The 20,608-nt window shown below is 64.1% G+C and carries 16 protein-coding genes; 10 read left to right on the plus strand and 6 right to left on the minus strand.

Annotated elements, in window-relative coordinates:
- Positions 1-90 precede the first annotated feature (90 nt).
- Positions 91-1,047, minus strand: a complete 957-nt coding sequence (locus CXQ94_RS19330) for an LCP family protein (RefSeq protein ID WP_104092231.1) — start codon at positions 1,045-1,047, stop codon at positions 91-93.
- Positions 1,048-1,080: 33 nt separating this feature from the next.
- Positions 1,081-3,687 carry a DNA topoisomerase (ATP-hydrolyzing) subunit A gene (locus CXQ94_RS19335; protein WP_104092232.1) on the minus strand — a complete coding sequence of 869 codons (2,607 nt, stop codon included), beginning with the start codon at positions 3,685-3,687 and terminating at the stop codon, positions 1,081-1,083.
- Positions 3,688-3,780: 93 nt separating this feature from the next.
- Between CXQ94_RS19335 and CXQ94_RS19340 the strand changes: the two genes are divergently transcribed.
- The 3 genes from CXQ94_RS19340 to CXQ94_RS19350 are packed head-to-tail and all read left to right on the plus strand — an operon-like array spanning position 3,781 to position 8,417.
- Positions 3,781-6,456, plus strand: coding sequence for a GNAT family N-acetyltransferase (locus tag CXQ94_RS19340; protein WP_104092233.1), 2,676 nt, complete (start codon positions 3,781-3,783; stop codon positions 6,454-6,456).
- 50 nt (positions 6,457-6,506) lie between these two features.
- The gene (locus CXQ94_RS19345; protein WP_104092234.1) at positions 6,507-7,187 is read left to right on the plus strand and encodes a DUF5998 family protein; all 681 of its coding nucleotides are present in this window, start codon (positions 6,507-6,509) and stop codon (positions 7,185-7,187) included.
- Positions 7,188-7,199: 12 nt separating this feature from the next.
- Positions 7,200-8,417 (plus strand): alkaline phosphatase family protein, encoded by a 1,218-nt coding sequence (locus tag CXQ94_RS19350; RefSeq protein ID WP_258067250.1) that lies wholly within the window; start codon positions 7,200-7,202, stop codon positions 8,415-8,417.
- Between the two features lie 152 nt (positions 8,418-8,569).
- On the opposite strand, the gene sepH is transcribed toward CXQ94_RS19350, so the two are convergent.
- Both sepH and CXQ94_RS19360 read right to left on the minus strand, forming a co-directional pair.
- Positions 8,570-9,892, minus strand: a complete 1,323-nt coding sequence (gene sepH, locus CXQ94_RS19355) for a septation protein SepH (RefSeq protein WP_104092235.1) — start codon at positions 9,890-9,892, stop codon at positions 8,570-8,572.
- 132 nt (positions 9,893-10,024) lie between these two features.
- Positions 10,025-10,507: a DUF3093 domain-containing protein gene (locus CXQ94_RS19360; RefSeq protein ID WP_104092236.1), complete on the minus strand. Its 483-nt coding sequence runs from the start codon at positions 10,505-10,507 to the stop codon at positions 10,025-10,027.
- 95 nt (positions 10,508-10,602) lie between these two features.
- On the opposite strand from CXQ94_RS19360, the gene dut reads away from it, so the two are divergent.
- The 4 genes from dut (at position 10,603) to CXQ94_RS19380 (ending at position 12,987) form a co-directional block, all read left to right on the plus strand.
- Positions 10,603-11,106, plus strand: coding sequence for a dUTP diphosphatase (gene dut, locus CXQ94_RS19365; protein ID WP_258067251.1), 504 nt, complete (start codon positions 10,603-10,605; stop codon positions 11,104-11,106).
- 69 nt (positions 11,107-11,175) lie between these two features.
- Complete coding sequence (locus tag CXQ94_RS19370) at positions 11,176-11,946, plus strand: DUF3710 domain-containing protein (protein ID WP_104092238.1); 771 nt, start codon at positions 11,176-11,178, stop codon at positions 11,944-11,946.
- A 6-nt stretch (positions 11,947-11,952) separates the two neighbouring features.
- Positions 11,953-12,288 (plus strand): OB-fold nucleic acid binding domain-containing protein, encoded by a 336-nt coding sequence (locus CXQ94_RS19375; protein ID WP_104092239.1) that lies wholly within the window; start codon positions 11,953-11,955, stop codon positions 12,286-12,288.
- Positions 12,289-12,363: 75 nt separating this feature from the next.
- The gene (locus tag CXQ94_RS19380; RefSeq protein ID WP_104092250.1) at positions 12,364-12,987 is read left to right on the plus strand and encodes a DUF3159 domain-containing protein; all 624 of its coding nucleotides are present in this window, start codon (positions 12,364-12,366) and stop codon (positions 12,985-12,987) included.
- A 21-nt stretch (positions 12,988-13,008) separates the two neighbouring features.
- On the opposite strand, the gene CXQ94_RS19385 is transcribed toward CXQ94_RS19380, so the two are convergent.
- Positions 13,009-13,695, minus strand: coding sequence for a TrkA family potassium uptake protein (locus tag CXQ94_RS19385; protein ID WP_104092240.1), 687 nt, complete (start codon positions 13,693-13,695; stop codon positions 13,009-13,011).
- A gap of 1 nt (position 13,696) precedes the next feature.
- Positions 13,697-14,368, minus strand: a complete 672-nt coding sequence (locus CXQ94_RS19390; RefSeq protein WP_104092241.1) for a TrkA family potassium uptake protein — start codon at positions 14,366-14,368, stop codon at positions 13,697-13,699.
- Positions 14,369-14,528: 160 nt separating this feature from the next.
- On the opposite strand from CXQ94_RS19390, the gene CXQ94_RS19395 reads away from it, so the two are divergent.
- From CXQ94_RS19395 to CXQ94_RS19405, 3 genes are read left to right on the plus strand one after another with little or no spacing between them, the layout of a single operon-like run.
- Positions 14,529-16,499: an APC family permease gene (locus tag CXQ94_RS19395; protein ID WP_104092242.1), complete on the plus strand. Its 1,971-nt coding sequence runs from the start codon at positions 14,529-14,531 to the stop codon at positions 16,497-16,499.
- Between the two features lie 15 nt (positions 16,500-16,514).
- Complete coding sequence (locus CXQ94_RS19400; RefSeq protein ID WP_104092243.1) at positions 16,515-17,951, plus strand: class I SAM-dependent RNA methyltransferase; 1,437 nt, start codon at positions 16,515-16,517, stop codon at positions 17,949-17,951.
- 9 nt (positions 17,952-17,960) lie between these two features.
- Positions 17,961-20,570, plus strand: a complete 2,610-nt coding sequence (locus CXQ94_RS19405; protein ID WP_306418920.1) for an HAD-IC family P-type ATPase — start codon at positions 17,961-17,963, stop codon at positions 20,568-20,570.
- Positions 20,571-20,608: the final 38 nt, after the last annotated feature.

The raw sequence follows: 20,608 nt of genomic DNA on the forward strand, positions 1-20,608 counted from the left end.
AGCGGCTGGGCAACCGCGGCGTCGTCAGTTGGCGGTGTGGTCGCCGCTGGGGTGGAGGCGTCCGGTGAGGATGGCGCTGCCGGCTGGGCGTCATTGTGAACGGATGTTGAGTCGGCTTGCCAACTGGAGCAGCGCTGGGATGTTGGCCAAGGATTTGTCCAGGGTCACGTTCTTGGTGAGTGTGTCCGCGATGGAGTAGAGCTTGGGGATGTTTGTCAGGGTGTCTTCGCTCTTGATCTTGCGCACCAGCGAGGAGAGGAACCCCTGCTGGGCGGTGATACGGGCGAGGTCGCTTGCATCCCCGAAGGAGCCCCGGGTTCTCAGGAAAGCCAAGGCGCTCTCACCCTGAACCGTGCTGGTCCCCGCCGGCAGGTTCAATTGTGACTTGGGATCATTGATCGGCTGATCGACACACACTTCAACGCCGCCAACGGTGTTGCTGAGGTCAATGACGGCATTGAAGTCGGCAACCATGAAATGCCCAAACGAGATGCCGGCCAGATCACCCAGAGTTTTGCGCAGGCACGATGGGCCACCCATTTTCAGGGCTGCGTTTAGTATCTGCGCGTCCGCGGCCGGCCAGGGGTCGCCTCCGGAGGCATCCACGCACCCAGGGAACGGGGCAATCGTGTCTCTTGGGATACTGACCACGGTTACCCGCTGGCGATCGCCGGAGAGATGAACGGCCATCATGACGTCCGCCTGTCCCTCACCGCTGGAGTCGGTCTCACTGCCAAAACGGCTATCCGCCCCTGAGCGCGTGTCCGTCCCCACCACCAAAATATCGACCGGGCTATAGTCGTCCACCGGCGGCGCAGAAGCGTAGGTTTCGCCCGGCTGGTAGAGGTCCGCGGATTGAATATTGTTGGACAGCTTGAAGTATCCGGCCACCCCGACACCCACGGCGAGAACCACGACCAAAGTCAAGGCGATCCCGGCCTTGGCCCACATCGAGAGCTTCCTTCGCGGGGCCAGGTGCCTCCCGGTAGCTACCTGGCCGTCGCTTCGCTGACTGTGTGGCTCGATTCCGGCCCGATTTTTCCCCATGGGGCCCGAGTCTACTGGGCAACCAGCGCCGGACTACTCCGTGGGCAGCTCAAACGCCTCCTGTGTGACCTCCGGAATGGGCGTGGGATCGCTGGCCGGTGCTGGCGGCGTGGTGGGTGCAGCGGGGACGGTGACAGCCGCCTCGCTAGCCGAGCCGCCAATACTGGGACCTACCAGGTCGATTCCGGCGGACAGGGCCACGCCGGAGCCGTCGCGGTGGCCGTGTTCCACGGGCAATGCCCGAACAACACCGGCCGATGTTGAGGCCTTCGCGGGGCCGTGCCCGGCCCAGGAAACCTGTAGCTTGTCCTCACCCTTGAGGAACCTGTGTGCACGTACGCCTCCGGTTGCGCGGCCCTTGGCCGGATACTCGGAGAACGCGGTGACCTTGGCACTGCCCGACGTCGTGCCGGGCAGGGCGTCCTGCCCCACGGACACGGTGACCACTACGGCGTCGGGATCTCCGGTGGCGACCACCCCGAAGCTGAGGACTTCATCCCCGGCGCCCAGCTTGATACCGGCCATACCGCCGGCCGTACGGCCCTGCGGGCGAACACTCGCGGCACTGTACCGCAGCAATTGGGCGCGCTGGGTGATGAACACTAGGTCGTCGTCGTCCGTGGAGACGGCGGCACCCACCACGAAGTCCTTGGGCTTGAGCGCAATGTACTCCCACTCGTCCCGATTCAGCGGGTAGTCGGGGGTGACCCGCTTGACCACGCCCGAGGCAGTGCCCACGGCGAAGATCGCGTTCAGCGGGACAAAGCCCACCAGCGTTTCACCCTTGGTCAAGGTGATGAATTCCTTGGCCGCAACACCGCCGGCCAGGTTAGGCAAGGCAGCGGTGGGTGGCAGCACAGGCATGTCCACCACCTGCAGGCGGATCATCCGGCCCAGCGAGGTCACGGCGCCGATCTCGGACCGGGCACTGGACTTCAGGATGGAGGCGAACACGTCATGCTTGGTTCGCCCGCCGCCGTCCACCAAAGGATCGGCCGTGCTGGTGCGTGCGATCTGGCCGGTGGCGCTGAGCAGCACCCAGCAGGGATCGTCGGCAATTTCAAGGGCCAGCGGGGCAGCCTTCCCTGCCGGGCCTGCCGCCGCGAGTGCCTTGGCTACCGACGGCGCCATGGCCTCGGATTCCAGCAGCACTGTTCGGCGCGGGGTGGCGTACTTGGCCGCCACCTCACCCATTTCATCTGAGACCAGCTTGTGCAGTAGTTCCTTGGACGCCAGGATGGCCTCCAAAGCCTCGATTTCACGGCGCAGATCGTCACGTTCGGACTCCAGCTCCACCATGGAGAAACGGGTGAGCCGGCGCAGCTGCAGGTCCAGGATGTAGTTGGCCTGGATCTCGGAGAGGTCATAGATGGCCATGAGGCGTTCGCGGGCGGCCGCCACCTCATCGGATGTGCGGATGATCTGGATGACCTCGTCAATATCCACGATGGCCAACAGCATGCCCTCCACAATGTGCAGGCGGTCCTTCTTCTTGCCCAGCCGGAACGCGGTGCGTCTCCGGACCACGTCGATGCGGTGGGTGACAAACACCTGCAACAGCGGCAGCAGGCCCAGCGTCTGCGGCTGACCGTCCACGAGGCAGACGTTGTTAATGCCGAAGGAGTCCTCCATGGGCGTGTAACGGTACAGCTGTGCCATCACCGCTGCCGGGTTGAAGCCGTTCTTGATCTCAATCACCAGGCGCAGCCCGTGCTTGCGGTCCGTGAGGTCCACCAGATCGGCGATGCCCACCAGCTTCTTGGCGTTGATGGCGTCCTTGATCTTCTCGATCAGCTTTTCCGGCCCCAGCAGGTACGGCAGCTCGGTGACCACCAGTCCCACCCGGCGCGGGGAGAGCTGTTCGACGGCGACCTTGGCCCGCGTCTTGAAGGAACCCCTGCCCGTGGCGTAGGCGTCTCGGATGCCTGCCAGGCCCACGATCCGCCCTCCCGAGGGAAGATCCGGGCCGGGCACGTACGCCATGATGTCCTCGAGCGTTGCCTCGGGGTTGACGATCAGGTGTTGGGCGGCGGCGATGACCTCGCCCAGGTTGTGCGGGGCCATGTTGGTGGCCATGCCCACGGCGATGCCGCTGGCGCCGTTGACCAATAGGTTCGGGTAGGCGGCCGGCAGCACGGAGGGCTGCATCATCTCGTTGTCGTAGCTGGGGACAAAGTCCACCACGTCTTCGCCCAGGTTTCCCGTCAATTCCAGGGCGGGCGCCGCAAGCCGGGCCTCCGTGTAGCGGGGGGCGGCCGGACCGTCGTCGAGCGAGCCAAAGTTCCCGTGCCCATCAATGAGCGGCAGGCGCAGGGAAAAGTCCTGCGCCATGCGCACCATGGTGTCGTAGATGGCCGTGTCACCGTGGGGGTGCAACTTGCCCATGACCTCGCCCACCACGCGCGCACTCTTGACGTGTCCCTTGTCCGGGCGCAGGCCCATCTCGCTCATCATGTACAGGATGCGGCGCTGCACCGGCTTGAGCCCGTCCCTGGCATCGGGGAGGGCCCGGGAGTAAATCACCGAGTAGGCGTACTCCAGGAAGGAGCCTTCCATCTCACTGGAAACATCAATGTCAACAATGTTCTCGGTGAAGTCCTCATCGGGGGTGCCTTCAGCGGGGCGTTGGCGCTTGGCCATGATGGCTTGGGTCCTTATCTACTGCGGGATCTACTGCGGGTGTTGCGGGCGGTCCTCAGCGCCACAAAGGCAACATGTCGGTACAGTGATTCTATGGTGAAGCCAGAGCTCGCGCCCGAATATCCGGCGCATTGGGAAGCGGACGTCGTTTTGCGAGACGGTGGGACTGCCCACCTGCGCCCCATGAAAGCCTCCGATGCCGACGCCGTCCAGACGTTCCACATGGCGCAATCCAAGAGCTCCATCTACCTGCGCTTCTTCACCTACAAGTCTAAATTGACGCCCAAGGAGCTGCGCCGCTTCACCGAACTGGACTACAAGGACCGTGTGGCCTTTGTCATCACCCACGGTGCGGAAATCATTGGGATCGGCCGCTACGACCGGCTGGAGAACCCCACCGAAGCGGAAGTAGCCTTCAACGTCTCCGACGCCCACCAGGGCCGCGGCGTGGGCTCGATCCTGCTAGAACACCTGGCGGTGGCCGCACGCGAGAACGGGATCGACCGTTTCACCGCGGATATCCTGCCCGAAAACCGGAAGATGATGCAGGTCTTCTCCGAGGCCGGCTATGAGGTCCACCGGCACTTCGACGACGGCGTGGTGGCACTCGCCTTCGACATCGACCCCACCGAAAAATCACGCGCCGTCATGGAATCCCGTGAACACCGGGCCGAGGCACGCAGCGTGGCCGGGCTGGTAGCACCGGCCTCCGTGGCCGTCATCGGAGCCAGCCGGGCGTGGGGGAGCATCGGCCAGCAACTCCTAGAACACGTGGTGGAGGGCAAATTCGCCGGCGCCATCTACGCCGTCAACCAGGAAGCCCTGGAAGTCTCCGGAATGATGCCCTACGGCAGCATCGCCGACGTTCCCGGCCCCGTCGACCTGGCCGTCATCGCCGTCCCCTACGACCAAGTGCCCACTGTTGTTGAGCAGTGCGGCGCAGCAGGGGTGAAGGGCATAGTGATCGCCACCGACGGTTTCGCCGACGACGGCGCTCGCGGACTGGCCCGTCAGCGCGCCCTGGTGCGCCAAGCCCGGGCCAACGGGATGAGGGTGGTGGGTCCGGCGTCGTTGGGCCTGGCCAACACCGACCCCGCCGTTTCACTGAACGCCTCCATGGCCCCGGGGCTGCCGTTGCGGGGCGGGCTGGGGATCTTCAGCCAGTCTGCAGCACTGGGCGTGACCCTCTACGCATCCTTGAGTCGACGCGACATCGGCCTGTCCTCGGTACTTTCCGCCGGTAACCGGGCCGACGTCTCCGGTAATGACTTGATGCAGTTCTGGGAGGATGACCCGAACACCACGGCGTGCGCACTTTACCTGGAGTCCATTGGCAACCCGCGCAAGTTCTCCCGCATTTCCCGGCGCCTGGCCCGCAGCAAACCAGTGATCGTGGCGAAGTCGGACACCATGGGCCTGCGCCTGCCTCCGGGCCATGCCGTGCGCACCACCCAGGCCCCGGCGGGCGCCCTGGACGCCATGCTGCGCCAATCGGGCGTCATCAGGGTCAACACCATCGAGGAACTGGCCGACGTCGCCCAGATCGTGGTGGGCGCCCCGCTGCCCCAGGGCAGTGGGCTCGCCATTTTCAGCAACTCCCTGGCCCTGGGAAGCGTGGTGGCCGACGACGCCGAACAGCACGGGCTCGCCGTGGCAGCCATGGAGGCCAACCTGGTTCTGGACATCGGCCAGTCAAGGGCACTGCCGCTGCTGGCGCGGAAACTGGGGGAGACCCTGGGGCGGGCCGACGTCGACTCCGCGATCGTCACGCTTCTGCCGGTTCCCGGGCTGACTATTGAAACCATCGCAGGCACGCTCAAGCAGTGCGCCGATGATGCCGGTAAACCCGTCGTTGCGGTCTTCGCCGGAATTGTCGATGTCAACATTAACGTCAATCGACAGTTGGGCGGTGGACTCCCGTCCTATTCCAGCCCGGGGTCGGCTGTCGCGGCGCTGGCTTCCGTGACCCGGTACGCGCACTGGTTGACGCTGGAGAAGCCAAGCTTTGACCGCCCGGCGGGGGTTGACACGGCGGCGGCCTCGCAGCTGCTGGAGAACCTGCTGGAGGGTGTCACCGGCGATGGCCTGCTCACCCCGGACCCCGCAGATACCCGGGCCCTGTTGGGCCACTACGGTATTGACGTTCTTGAGTCCGTGCCGTTCGCCACCACCGAGCAGGCAGTGGCAGCCGCGGAACGGCTGGGCTGGCCCGTGGCCATCAAGACCTTGGATGCCACTCTGCGTCATCGCCTGGACCTGGGTGGGGTGCGGATCAACATTGAGAACGCCGCATCGCTGCGCCGCAACATCAGCCAGATGCGCAAGCTGCTGGAGCCGTACGGGCTCTGTGAGCTGGAAGTCCAGTCCATGGCCCAGGTGGGGCAGTCCTGCACCCTGCGAGCCATTGAGGACCCGCTGCTGGGCCCTGTGGTGTCCTTTGGCCTCTCCGGTGACGCGGTGACCTTGCTTGATGACTGGGCACACCGCGTGCCACCACTGTCGGTGGGTGACGTCAAGGAACTTATCAGGTCTCCGCGTGCGGCCGTGAAGCTTTTCGGCTACCAGGGCCTGCCAGCCGGGAATGTGGCGGCGCTGGAGGATCTGGTGGCCCGCGTGGCGCTCCTCAAGGATGAACACCCGGAAATTGCGTGGCTAGAATTCAACCCGATTTTGGTGGGCCCGCAGCAGGTGACCGTGCTGGCGGTGACCTTGCGGATCGGCAATGCGGCCCAGCGGACGGACAGCGCCCGGCGGGCCATGATTTCCTGACCGTGTCCCCCCGGTTCGCAACGCACGGACCAAAGTGCGAAAATGGGGACATGAACAGCTTCGGAACCGGTGCCCCGGCCACTACCAAGGGACGCAGCCTGGAAGCTGCCTTGCAGCGATCAGGTTTTTACCCTCGACTCGTGGCGGATGTGGTCAATGACGCACTTGATGGACAGGATCCGCTGGCCCACCTGGTACACCTGGAAACCCACTTTGACAGGACCGAGGTGCACCGGCATATTACGGTGCTTGTCCTGACGGAGGAGATGCTGGTCATCACCCATGTTGACGACCAGCAACTGGACGACGCCGGCGAGCAGGTCGTGGCGCAGGTATCCACAGAATCCGTGCCCGTGGGGCAAATCCGCTCGGTGGTGCTCAGCTACACGTACGCCCAGCCGCAAAACTACAAGCCCTCCGATCCTGCCCGTGAACTCACGGTCTCCATCGCCTGGTCCGGCGGACAGCGCCTGGAGATGGGCCCGGCGTCGTGCGGGGATCCACAGTGCGACGCCGACCACGGCTACTCCGGGACCATCGCCCAGGAAGATCTTGCCTTGCGCATCAGCGCCGAGGCCGAAGGTCTGCAGGCGGTGGCCGACGCCAAGGCGTTTGCCCGGGCACTGCGCGCTGTCAACACCGGCACCATCGCACCAAGCCACCCCTCCGCTGCCGGACCAAGATTCCCCGCCCTGGGGCAGCGCTTCGGCCGTTCCCACGACCGGCGCTAGGAACCCGTGACCGTGCCAGAGACGCAAAGCGCCCCCACACGTCAACATGAGCTGCCCGCGGCACCAGCCTACGGGGTGAGTAGCGTCGGTGAGATCTTCACCAGCGCCGCCGCCGCCCTGGGCGACGGGCGCTTCCACAATGCGCTCCGGCTCCCCGCCGCCAAACGAGTGTGCGTGGTGCTGGTGGACGGGCTGGGCAAAGCCTTGCTCAAGCAGCGCTCAGGCCACGCCCCGTTCCTGCGCTCCGTGATGGCCGCCGACTCCGCCGGAGAACATCCTCGGACCCTCCATGCGGCGTTTCCCAGCACCACAGCCACCTCGCTGACCAGCCTGGGCACCGGCGCCGTCCCCGGCGCACACGGCATGCTCGGCTATGACGTCCTTGACCCCCGGCAGGACAAGGTGGTGAACCTTCTTGGGAACTGGGACCCGGGTGTGGACCCGCTGAGCTGGCAGCCCTGCCCCACGGTGTTTGAGCAACTTGATTCTCACATCCCTACCGCCACCGTCAGCTTGCCCAAGTTTGAGCATTCCCCCATGACCCGGGCCGCCCTGCGCGGCAGCAAGTTCCTGGGCGCCACCTCGCCTCAGGCCAGGGTTCAGCTCGCCGCCGAGACCCTCGCGGCGAACCCCACCATGCTCATGTACCTGTACTGGAGTGAACTGGACAAGGCCGGGCACGCTCGCGGCACCGATTCACCCGAATGGGAGCACCAGCTCGAGGAACTCGACGCCGGCATGAAACGTCTGGCCGCCACCGTTCCCCCCGACACCTTGATCTTGTTGAGCGCCGATCACGGCATGGTGGATGTGCCCCGTTCCGCCCGGATCGATTTCTCTGCGTTCCCGGAACTTGTGGCCGGGGTACGCCATACTGCAGGGGAGCCGCGCATGGTTCACCTGTATCTTGAGCCCGACGCCGGAGCTGACGTTCGTGCGGAACTGGTAGCCGCCTGGCTGGACCGCTTTGGCAAGAAGGCCTGGGTGCTGACCCGTGAACAGGTCATTGACGCAGGCTACTTTGGTGACGTCAGCCCCGAGGCGGAAGCTCGGATCGGCGATGTGCTGGTTCTCGCCCGGGAGTCCATTGCGTTTTACGATCTGCGCCGGGTCCGGCCCCAGGCCATGGAAGTAGTGGGCCAGCACGGTTCCATCACCAAGGCCGAACGAGAAGTGCCGCTGCTGCGCATTCCCACCACCCCACGGGTAGTCAAGGGTAAGCGCCGCTAATCCGCCGTGCGTCGTCTACCCGGGGCGAGTGGGCCTTCCGAAAGTGGGCCCTGCGAAATCGATTCGTGGCCCGTCACCGATGAGGCGTGTAACCATGCGGAGAAGAATCACACCCATCACCACTGAAAGGCGCCGGTCAGCTACCGGGGGTGTTAGTCGCCCTTGGTGCCAAACACGATCTCGTCCCAACTGGGGACGCTTGAGCGTTTGGGTTTGCCAGCGGCCTTGCGTTCCAGACGGGCCGCCACTTCACTGTCGGTGGGTCCGGGATCCGCTGCAGGGACCGGCGGGGCAGGTTTCGGGGCGTGCGTGAGATCCACACCGTTGTTCGCGGCGCTCTGGCGCAGTGACGGCGACCCGGACACCGTGATTTCGCGAGTTTGGGTGCTGATTTCGCCAATGCCTACGGGGCTTGGCTCATCATGAACGGAGGGTTGCAGGCTGGGTGCCAGCGACAGGAACGGGAGGGCACGCAGGTGCTTGGACCCAGCGGCAGGCGCGGGGGTCGGTTCGGCGGCTTCCGGACCTTCAACGGCTGCCTGTGCGTTCGCCGGCTCATCCGCCAGTTCATGACCGTCGCGCGGATGCGCGGCCGGAACGTGGGTTCCCAGCATGGCGGCGAGTTCGTCGTCGCCGTCCTCGTCCAAGCCCAAGCGCTGGCCGCGTCGCGAACGCAACATATCCAGCAACCCGCCGCCGGGGTAGCTTCCGTCAGTCGGCTCCTCGGCCGCGTCCGCAGGCAACCCGGTGGCGTCGTCGCCGGTCAAACCGTCAAGGTCGGCCGTGTCGCTTTCAAAGTCAAAAGGCCTGTCGGCAACAGCACTCAGGCGCCGTTCCGGCACCGGGCCGTCCACCGGTTCCAGTTCGCTGAGCTGCTGGGCCCAGCGGTTGGCGTTGGAAAGGGACTTGCGCCCCGTGTGGAACGTCCACCTGGCGGGGGCGGGCTCGCCAATGCTGCTGGCGGCCCACTCGGTGCCGGGGTCAAAATCGGCCGTGACAGTCCAGGACCCGTCATGGATGCGCCAAGCATCCCAGCGGACTGTGCGCGGATCAATGCCGAAGGCGCCCAAACGGTGCATGACCATTTCATTGAGCGTGGCAGGGTTGTCGCCAAAGGCGGTGCGGTAGCCGTCATTGCCGGGTGCGGGGGTGGAAACCTCGACCTTGCGGGCCTGCTCGGCTACATATTCGCGCTCGGCCAAGACCGGGCCCTCATAGCGGCGTACCTGCTCCAGCGACAGCCCCGAATGTTCTGCAACATCGGCTGCGGTGGCACCGCCACGGATCTGCGCCTGGATTTCACGTGGCGACAGACGGGTGGTCGAGCTGCCGCCCTGGAAAGTCCTGCGCGGGGACCTGGTGGTTGCCATGCGCAATGCTTCATCAATGGGAAGCAGGAAAATTTCGCCGCCGGTTCCACTGAGTAGTAGGTGTTCGCCATCTTCATGGACACCCACCAAACGTAGATCCGTCATGCTGCCCTCCCAAATCTTCTAGTTTCACTTCGAAACTTTGCCACCGAACGTGCGTATTTACTACTACCGGGGCAGGCGTGGCGTGAATGGATCCCAAAAAGGCCACGAAACTTTCCCCGGCCGGGCTAGGTGCTACTTGGCTTTGGGGCCGTTCAGCGCGGCCACCAAGTGCTCCGGGTTGCGTGAAGAAGTAAGCCAGTACGGCGTGGAGTCGTTGGGATCGGTGATCACGATTTTCACGACAGGCTTGATCCAGCCGCGGATGCACAGGTACGCCAAGCCGTTGAGTTTGGTGCCGCGCTGATCCGTGGCGTCATCACCGTGGTAGGCGTAGGCCTTACCCACGAATTCACGTTCAATATGGGCCCGGCCCACCTGCAAAGAGGTGTCCGTGACCTTGATGGTGGGCGTCCAGGCGATCAAAACCGCCACCTGCACCACCAACAACACGATGAAAGCCATGATTCCGGCGAAGGTGCTGATGGGGATGAAGATCAGGATGCCCGCGGCGGAGAGTCCCACCACAATGACCCAAACCCACAGATTGGGCCACAGCTTCTCGGTATACGTTGCTGTGGATACGGGGCTGGCGTTGAGCGCCTGATCGGAAGACATGAGCCTAAGCTTTCCATCTTTCGCGCAGTTATTCATCTTGGGGCGATCCGGCGGAGGCGGGCAGGGGCCCTGCTTTGCGGATAGAGTTAGTTGTTGTGACCAATCAGACTTTCGGCAATACCTCCGACGAACACACCCCCGCCGCTACGTTGACGGTGCAGTTGCGCATGCTCGACGACGGTATTGCCTCCCCCAGCTATGCCCACCCCGGAGACGCCGGTGCAGACCTTCGCACACGCATTGACGTGACGTTGGCCCCCGGTGAGCGTGTCCTGGTGCCCACAGGTGTCTCCATGGCCTTGCCCTATGGATTTGTTGCCTTGGTGCACCCCCGTTCGGGGCTTGCCACCAAGCACGGGCTGACCATTGTCAACAGCCCCGGAACTGTCGATGCCGGGTACCGCGGAGAAATTTCCGTCACCTTGCTCAATACCGACGCGCACCACGCAATTTCCCTGTCCCGGGGCGATAGAATTGCACAACTGGTTATTCAACGTGTTGAACACGCAGCCTTTGAAATGGTTGAGGAACTGCCGGACTCGGTGCGAGGCACCGGTGGATTTGGTTCCACGGGCGGTTTCGAGTCCGCCACTTCCTAGGGCGCCAGCACGTCAATACTCAGCACCACACTATTCACTCCGCCATTATTTCCAAGGAGTTTGTCCCTCATGGCTTTTGGGTTCGGTAAGAAAAAGATCACGGACGACGAGGCTTCCGCCACCGTCGCTGAAGCGAACACGGCCCCTGCCGCGCTAGAGGGAGACACGCTGGCGCTTCCGCCGGATCCCTCCGACACCATCTACGACCGTGCCGTCCACGGTCCGCTCGATGCTGGCGAGATCACCGGCACCGACGGCTATGTTGACTTAGGTGCCCTGCTGATCACCCCGCGTGTGGGCTTGGCCTTGCGCCTTGAAGTTGAGGAAAGCACCTCCCGGGTCATCGCCGTGACCCTTGATCTGAATGGCTCAAGCCTGCAACTGCAAGCGTTTGCCGCGTCCCGTTCCGAGCCGCTGTGGCGCGATATCCGGGAGCAGATCGGGCTTTCGGTGGGTTCCCAGGGCGGCGAAATTGAAATCATCGACGGCACCTTTGGCGATGAAGTCCTTGCCAAGGTTCCCGCGCAAACCGCCGACGGCAACTCCGGGTTCCGCGTGGCCCGTTTCATCGGCGTCGATGGTCCGCGCTGGTTCCTGCGAGGGGTACTTGGCGGCGACGCAGCCGTGGACCGTGAAGCCGCACAGGAATTGGAAGACCTTTTCCGTGGAGTGGTGGTGGTGCGTGGGGAGACACCGCTGCCCCCTCGTGACCTTCTTGTTTTGCGCCTGCCCAAGGACGCCACAGCGAACCCCGCCGGCCAGATCGCCGGGGACCACGCCACACCAGCCCAGGGCGGTGAGCCGTTCCGCCGAGGACCGGAGATCACGGCGATCGGATAGCCACCAGTGCCCATCACCTCGGGCGCCTGGCCGGCCCCGGCGCCCATCAATGAGCTGCCAACGCGCGGCCGGGCCGTGTGTGTCGGTGTCATTGACGCTGTCACGATCGAACCGGAATCAACGTCACCGAGCTACACGGCCATCATGACGGACAGGGATTTTTCCCGCACCACAAGCGATGGCGGAAGCCACCGGCTCCGGCTTATCTGGCTGGGCCGACGCCGGGTGGCCGGGATAGTGGTTGGCACCCGTGTGCGCGTTGAGGGGATGGTTGCCCTCCGTGACGGCCTGCCAACGATCTTCAATCCACGCTATGAAATTATTGGAACGCAGGAGATTTAGTTGACGCACAACGGCCCCGAAGAGGACCCAACCCCGGCGAAAGCCACCGGCACCTTTGCCGAGCTGGCGCAGGAGATGGCCGCAAAGTCGGCCCTGGTCCGCAAGGACGATGGCCATATCGACTTGTTGGCGGCGGCCGGTGGAATCCGCGGCATCGCCGAGAGCGTGCTGCCCGGGCTGGTATTCCTTGTGGTTTTCACACTGACCAGGAACCTCACGTGGTCCTTGGCGGGATCGGTGGCCATCGCCGCCGTCTTCCTCATCGCCCGGCTGGCTCAACGCACACCGCTGACACAAACCTTGGCTGGCATTATCGGCGTCGCCCTGTCAGCGTTCCTGGCCATGAAGACCGGCAAGGCCGAGAATTACTACTTTGTTGGCTTTTTGACCAACGGCGCGTACATTCTGGCCATGGTGGCCTCGATCGTCGTCCGCTGGCCCATCCTGGGACTGCTCTTCGGTTATGCCCGCAATGAGGGTGTTCGCTGGCGGGATAAGCCCGAGCGCCTGCGCGCTTACCGTGTTGCCACCTGGATCATCGTCGCCGTCATGGCCGCCAGGCTGGCCGTCCAGCTGCCGCTCTACGTGGCCGGAATGGTCGACGCACTGGGGGCTATGCGCCTGATCATGGGTGTTCCGCTGTATGCGCTGGGCCTCTGGGTGGCCTGGCTGGTGAGCCGGCCCGTCAAGGTCGACTAGCCACGGCCCACCCAGAGTGAGCTAGCTGGGGGAATCCGCGCCGGAGTCAGTGTCCGATGACAGGATGGCTCGCAGTTCATCCTCCGCGGCAATGGTGGAGATGAAGAACAGCTCGTCACCGGCCTCCATGACGTCATCGGGGCTGGGCGTGATGGGCGCCTCGTCACGCAGGATGGCTACCAGCGTTGCGTCTTGCGGCCACACCACGGCACCCACGGTCAGGCCGATGATGTGTGAAACGCCGGGGACAGTGAACTCCACCAAGGAAGCGACACCCGTTTGCAGGGTCAGCAGCCGCACCAGGTCGCCAATCTCCACGGCTTCCTCAACCAGCGCCGTCATAAGCCGGGGCGTGTTCACGGCCACGTCAACACCCCAGGAGTCGTCAAACATCCAGTCATTTTTGGGGTTGTTGACCCGGCCCACCGTCCTGCCCACACCAAATTCGGTTTTGGCCAGAAGCGAGACCACCAGGTTGACTTTGTCATCACCGGTGGCCGAGACAACAACATCCGCCTCCTCAAGCTTTGCTTCGCGAAGCGTACTGATTTCGCAGGCGTCGCCCACCAGCCATCGGGCCCCCCGCAAACCGCTGCGGCCAATCACCTCGGGCTTGGGGTCGATCATCAGCAGCTCGTGGCCGTGAGATAAAAGTTCGCGGGCAATGGAGCAGCCAACGCTGCCAGCCCCCACAATGACAACCAGCACGTTAGTTCTCCTTCAGCGGTGCGGCGGCCAGAATACGGGCAACCTCGGTGGCGTCCATGCCCTGGACCATGGCGTGGACGGTGTCACCTTGTTGGTAGCTGGTATTCGGTGCCGGCAACATGCCCTCACCAAAACGGGTCAGGTAGGCCACGCGCAGCGGGGCAGCGCTTTCGATTTCGAGAATGTGCCGGCCGATCCACTGCGGGTGCAGGTCCAGTTCGGTCAGGATCAGCCGCCCCGACGGTTCCCGGAAATCACCCTTGATGGAGCTTTCGGGCAGGATGCGTCGCAGCACCTGATCGGCGCTCCACCGCACAGCAGCGACGGTGGGGATGCCCAGGCGCTGGTAGATCTCGGCTCGGCCAGGGTCGTAGATGCGAGCTACCACGTGTTCCACATGAAAGGTCTCGCGGGCCACCCTGGTGGCCAGGATGTTGGAGTTATCCCCGCTGGAGACGGCCGCGAAGGCGTAGGCGTTTTCAATGTCCGCCTGCTTGAGCGTGTCCTGGTCAAAGCCCACGCCGGTGATCTTTCGACCACCAAAGCCGGTGCGCAAGCGCCTAAACGCGCGCTCGTCTTGATCAATGATGGCCACGGAATGGCCGGAGTCTTCCAGCGCGTGGGCCAGGGTGGCTCCAACGCGCCCGCAGCCCATGATCACAAAGTGTGCCACTGATGCTCCTCGTTATGGGCACTGCAACACAGTGCGGCTACTAATTTCACGTCTTTGTCACCCTCAGGTCAAGTTGGTGACGTGTTCCTCGCTTAAGAGGAAGTGTGTCACGGGCGGGCCCGGTCATGACTTTAGCCCCGCGAGGGGTTAGCGTTACCCCGTGCTGAATTTCTTCAATGCTTTCAAGCGAGTCCTCGTTGGCAGGCCCTACCGCAACGACAAACTCGCCCATACGCTGCTGCCTAAACGCATAGCGCTTCCGGTATTCGCCTCCGATGCCCTGTCGTCGGTGGCGTATGCACCCGATGAAATTCTGCTGACACTAGCCTTGGCCGGTGTTGCATCCGTGGCCTTGGCTCCTTGGGTGGGCATTGCCGTCATGGTGGTCTTGCTCACAGTGGTGGCCTCGTACCGCCAAAACGTGCACGCCTACCCGTCCGGTGGCGGCGACTACGAGATCGCCAATATCAACCTGGGCAAGTCCGCCGGCCTCACTGTGGCCTCGGCCTTGATGGTTGACTACGTGCTAACCGTGGCAGTGTCCATGTCGTCGGCCGCCAACTACCTGGCCACCGCGATTCCCGGCCTGCACGGCACCCAGGCCATGATCGCCGTCGTAGGCGTGGTCATCTTGGCGCTGGTAAATCTGCGCGGCATCAAGGAAGCCGGCAGTGTGTTCGCCGTGCCCACCTACATTTTCATGTTCTGCATCTTCGCCATGACAGCGGTGGGAATCTTCCAAGCAGCCACCGGCACTCTGGGGCGTGCGCCATCGGCCGACTTTGAGATCATCCCGCAAGCAGCCTTCAATCAAGGGCTGGTGGGTCTGGCCGGCGCATTCTTGCTGCTGCGCGCCTTCTCCTCAGGTGCCGCAGCCTTGACAGGTGTGGAGGCCATCAGCAACGGCGTGCCGAATTTCCGCAAGCCCAAGAGCAAGAACGCGGCCACCACGCTGCTGCTGCTCGGCGGTATTGCTGCGGGCATGATGGCCAGCATCTTGTTCCTGGCCAACGCCATCGGCGTGCACATTGTGGCCGATCCACACACCGAATTCCTGGTCAACGGGGTGGCTCCGCCCGAGGGATACGTGCAAAATCCCTCCATCAGCCAGATCGCCTCCACCATTTTTGGCTCCGGATCCATTCCGTTCTTCATCATTGTCGCCGCCACCGGCACCATCTTGGTTTTCGCCTCCAACACCGCCTTCAACGGCTTCCCCGTGCTGGCTTCCATCCTGGCGAAGGACGGCTATTTGCCGCGCCAGCTGCGCACCCGCGGCGACAGGCTCGCCTTCAGCAACGGCGTACTTCTGCTGGCGGCCGGCGCCCTGGTGCTGATCATCGCTTTCAACGCCGACGTCACCAAGCTGATTCAGCTTTACATTGTGGGCGTGTTCATTTCCTTCACCGCAAGCCAGCTGGGCATGATCCGGCACTGGACGCGCGAACTGCGCACCATCAAAGACAAACACCTGCGCTTCCGGATGAAGCGCTCACGGATTATTAACAGCGTTGGTTTCTCCATGACCTTGACGGTATTAATCATCGTTTTGATCACAAAGTTCAGCCAGGGCGCCTGGATCGCACTGCTGGCCATGGGCATCCTTTTCGCCGTCATGTGGAGCATCCGCGCCCACTACGACAACGTTGCCGCGGAGCTGGCCGTGGACGATGACGCCTCGGTGCGGGCACTTCCGGCCCGGATTCACGCCCTTATTCTGGTTTCTCACGTGCGCAAACCGGTGATTCGCGCCGTCGCTTTCGCCCGCGCTTCCCGGCCCTCCACCCTTGAGGCCATCACGGTGGATCTGGATGCCGACGAGACCGAACAAACCATTGCGGATTGGGACAGGCTGAGCATCCCGGTACCGTTGACTGTGTTGGCGAGTCCCTACAGGGAGACGCTGACACCGCTGATCAACCACATCAAGGACATGCGCAAGGACGCCCCGCGCGATTTGATTGTGGTGTACATCCCGGAATACGTGGTGGGCAAATGGTGGGAGCAACTGGTTCACAACCAGACGGCCCTGCGCATTAAGACGCGATTGCATTTTGAACCAGGTGTTGTGGTGGCTAGCGTGCCATGGCAGCTTAATTCCTCCACCGACGCACAGAAGTACCAAGAGTAGAAGAGCATAGATCCCATGAGCAGTCCCGAAATCCCCACGCCCGCGCAGTCCCAGCGCCTCACCGTCACCGTGGGTCCCGTTGCCCATGGCGGTCATTGCGTTGCCCGCCATGATGGCCGTGTCATCTTTGTCCGGCACGCCATCCCGGGCGAGACCGTGGAGATCTCACTGACGGAGCACGACGACGACGCCAAGTTCTGGCGCGCGGATGTCACCAAGGTGGTGGAAGGTTCACCGGAGCGGGTGGAGCATTTCTGGCCCGAGGCCGACGCCCTGCGTGCTGGCGCCCGGGGAGCGACACCGATCGGCGGCGCCGAGTTTGGCCACGTGTCCCGCAAGGGCCAGCTGGAACTGAAAACGGCCGTGGTCCGGGAACAGCTCGAGCGCCTGGGCGGGCTGTCAACAGCAGCACTCGACGAGCTCTTCAGCGCCGGCGTTGAGGACGTGGACTCGAACGGCACCGACGCCCAGCAGGCCGGTCTGGGGTGGCGGACCCGGGTGGGTTTTGCCGTCACACCGTCGGGGAAGCTGGGTATGCACGCCCACCGCTCCCACACCATTTTGCCCATTGCGCAGATGCCGCTGGCCGTCCCCGCCGTGGACGACTTGCGCCTCTGGGAATTGGACTTCACGGGCATCGAGAAGATTGAGGTCGCGGCACCGGCCAACGACTCCGGTGTCCTGGTGCTGCTGGCCCCGGTCCATGGCCTGAGCGAAAAAGCCGCCGGCCACGCACTCAAGCGTGTAGCCCGCGCTCTGGCCACCCGCGAAGTTGCGCCGTCTGTAGCTCGCTGGAACCCGGAAAACAATGAGATCGAGGTTATCAACGGCCGCGGCTGGGTTAAAGAAACCACCGACGACCACGAGTTCAGGGTCACCGGCGACGGCTTTTGGCAGATCCATCGCAACGCACCCAAGGTGCTCACCGACGCCGCCCTGGGCTACCTGCTCTCCGGCGGCTACCTGAACGACGGCGCGGACGTCGCGGACCTCTACGCCGGTGCCGGGCTGTTCACGGCACCCCTGGCCGACGCCGTGGGACCCGACGGCAGTGTGCTCTCCGTTGAAGGCTCACCGGGCACCAGCCGGGACGCGCGCAAGAACCTGCACGCCAGCGCCCACGTGGAAATCCTGCAGGGCAGGGTGGAGAAGATCCTGGGCACGCAGTCCCGCGCCTCGCAGTCCGCGGCCGGACAGCGACGCCGTTTCGACGCCGTCGTACTTGACCCGCCCCGCGCCGGGGCAGGCAAGGCAGTGGTACGGGCCCTGGTGGCGACGCAGCCGCGAGCCATCGCCTACGTTTCCTGCGATCCGGCAGCCTTTGCCCGCGACGTAAAGTACTTCGCGAACGCTGGCTGGCAGGTTGAAAAGCTGCGCGCCTTTGACCTGTACCCGCACACCCACCACGTGGAGACCGTGGCACTGCTCACTCCCGCCCCCAAGGCCTCCTAGGAGCGGTTCTTGAAAGCCCCCGCCGAACAGCCGGAACCCGCCAAGGCTCACCATGCCAAGCCCGTGGCACGGGACCTGACACGTAGCAAACCCAAGGGGACCGTGCTGGCCGAGCGGCGCGACGAGCACAGGCGCGCCGCTCTGGCCCACGCCAGGGCCGCCCTGGCGCCCGTGGATTCCGCCGTTCTGGAACGGGATGGGCTCAGCCCGAGCCAGGTGAAGGAGCGCCGCGCCGCCGAGTTGAGCAACGCGGTGGCGCACGAGAGCAGTCGAAGTATTTGGGCGATCATCCGCTCCAACGTCTTCACCCTGTTCAACGCGGTCCTGGGCAGCGCCTTGGTGCTGGTGTTGTTGGTGGGGGATCCTCGCGATGCGTTGTTCGGCTTCATTGTGCTGGCCAACGCCGCCATCGGCGTGGCGCAGGAATACCGGGCCAAGCGCACCCTGGACAAGCTGGCGGTGCTCCACGCACCCAAGGCCCGGGTCCGTCGTGGCGGGGACGAACACGAGATCGCCGTGGCCGAAGTGCTCTACGACGACATCTTGCTGCTGCGCACCGGCGACCAGATCCCGGCAGACGCCATTATCGTCTCGGCGGAGGCACTGGAGATTGATGAATCCTTGCTGACGGGGGAGTCAGAGCCCGTCGGAAAGGGAATCGGCGACACAGCACTGTCCGGTTCGGCGGTGGTCGCCGGGCACGGGGAAGCCAGGGTGCACCGTGTGGGAGCAGAATCCTACGCCAGCGGGTTGACGGCCGAAGCGCGGCGGTTCTCACTGGTCAACTCCGAAATTCGCAATTCCATCAACCGCATCATCATGTACATCGCTTGGGCGCTGATCCCCATCATCTTGCTGGTCATCAACGGCCAGATGAGCGCCCATGGCGGCTGGGCCGAATCCATTGCCAGCGGCGCGTGGCGCACGGCCGTGGTCAGCGCCGTGGCCAGCATTGTGGCCATGATCCCGGAGGGTCTGGTGCTCCTGACGAGCATTTCCTTCGGTATGGCCGCGGTGACTCTGGCCCGGCGCAACGTGCTGGTCCAGGAACTGCCCGCGGTGGAGGGCCTGGCCAGGGTCGACATGGTCTGCCTGGACAAGACCGGGACGCTGACCGAGGGAAGAATGGAACTGGCCGACACCGCCTTTCTGGGGCAAGTTCCCGGATGGGAACAGGTACTGGCCTGGTTTGCCGCCCACCCCAACGCCAATGCCACGGCCGCCGCGCTGGGCAGCAGCTACACCACCGCCCCCGAGACGGAAGCCCAGGACCAGGTCCCCTTCAGCAGCGCCCGCAAATTCAGTGCCGTCACCTTTGGTGCAGGAGCGCTGGAACAGGCCTCCGAGGCCGGCACATGGGTGCTGGGGGCTCCCGACGTCGTTCTGGCCAGCACTGGCGATCCCGGGGCCGCGGACGCCACAGAAGCGGCACTGACAGCCTCCCATGAGGCGGCAGGCCATGGCTTGCGCGCCGTGATCCTGGCCTACCGACCGGCGTCGGACTTGGCCGACGCTGACGGCGAGTTCTCGCTTGCGGGGCTGGCGCCGGTTGCCCTGCTGACGTTCCGCGAGAAAGTGCGCCCGGATGCCGGAGCCACCTTGCAATACTTCCGGGACCAGGGGGTGTTTTTGAAAATCATCTCCGGGGATAACCCGCGCACGGTGGCGGCCGTGGCCCGAGACGTCGGTTTTGAGTTCGACGGCGACGGTTATGACGCCCGCAACCTCCCGGATGACGTGGCCGGTATGGCCGAGGTGTTGGAGCGTGAAAGCGTGCTGGGTCGCGTCACGCCGGAACAAAAAAAGATGATCGTCCTGGCGCTGCAAAGCCGCGGCCATGTGGTGGCGATGACCGGCGACGGCGTCAACGACGCCCTGGCGCTCAAGCATGCCGACATTGGGATCGCCATGGGCAGCGGCGCGGCAGCCACCAAGGCTGTTTCACGTCTGGTGCTCCTGGACGGCCAGTTCTCGCACCTGCCCTCCGTGGTGGCTGAGGGGCGGCGGGTCATTGCCAACGTGGAGCGTGTGGCTAACTTGTTCCTGACCAAGACCTCCTACGCCATCATTATTTCGATCGTCATTGGGCTGCTGATGTGGCAGTACCCGTTCTTGCCGCGGCAGCTCTCGGTTGTGAGCTCCATGACAATCGGCATCCCTGCCTTCTTCCTTGCCTTGCTGCCCAACGCCCGCCGCTACCAGCCCGGATTCCTGCGCCGGGCGCTGCTTTTCTCCATTCCGGCCGGGGTGATCCTCTCTGCCTGCATCATGGCCGTCTACTGGTTCGCCCGCACGTTCCCGGACCCGCTGGCCACCCAGGCCCAGGCCATCACCTCTGCCCAGACAGCCACCACTTTGACGGTCCTGCTCGTGGCGCTGTGGGTGCTGGGTGCACTGGCAAGGCCCTTCGACATCTGGCGGTCCCTGCTGGTCGGGGCCATGGTTGCCGGGCTGGCGTTGATCATGGCAATACCGTTCGCCCGAAATTTCTTTGCCCTGGATATCCCGTCCGGAACGCTGTTAGCGGCTACGATGGGCGTAACTGCCGCAGGATGTCTGGCGATCGAGCTGCTCTACCGTTTCCTGAGGAAACGCGGGGCAGTATCCGAGCGCGAGTAAGGCGTGCCTAACTGGCGTCTGTGGCCCCGCGTGACAAA

Origin of the sequence: Arthrobacter sp. GMC3 (genome assembly GCF_002929305.1) — a bacterium.
Taxonomy (GTDB): domain Bacteria; phylum Actinomycetota; class Actinomycetes; order Actinomycetales; family Micrococcaceae; genus Specibacter.

Excerpts from the sequence above, each read along its gene's own strand:
- CXQ94_RS19340 (WP_104092233.1), top strand. The coding sequence starts at position 3,781 with ATGGTGAAGCCAGAGCTCGCGCCCGAATATCCGGCGCATTGGGAAGCG.
- CXQ94_RS19360 (WP_104092236.1), bottom strand. The coding sequence starts at position 10,507 with ATGTCTTCCGATCAGGCGCTCAACGCCAGCCCCGTATCCACAGCAACG.
- CXQ94_RS19400 (WP_104092243.1), top strand. The coding sequence starts at position 16,515 with ATGAGCAGTCCCGAAATCCCCACGCCCGCGCAGTCCCAGCGCCTCACC.
- CXQ94_RS19335 (WP_104092232.1), bottom strand. The coding sequence starts at position 3,687 with ATGGCCAAGCGCCAACGCCCCGCTGAAGGCACCCCCGATGAGGACTTC.
- CXQ94_RS19370 (WP_104092238.1), top strand. The coding sequence starts at position 11,176 with ATGGCTTTTGGGTTCGGTAAGAAAAAGATCACGGACGACGAGGCTTCC.
- sepH (WP_104092235.1), bottom strand. The coding sequence starts at position 9,892 with ATGACGGATCTACGTTTGGTGGGTGTCCATGAAGATGGCGAACACCTA.
- CXQ94_RS19330 (WP_104092231.1), bottom strand. The coding sequence starts at position 1,047 with ATGGGGAAAAATCGGGCCGGAATCGAGCCACACAGTCAGCGAAGCGAC.
- CXQ94_RS19380 (WP_104092250.1), top strand. The coding sequence starts at position 12,364 with ATGGCCGCAAAGTCGGCCCTGGTCCGCAAGGACGATGGCCATATCGAC.
- CXQ94_RS19345 (WP_104092234.1), top strand. The coding sequence starts at position 6,507 with ATGAACAGCTTCGGAACCGGTGCCCCGGCCACTACCAAGGGACGCAGC.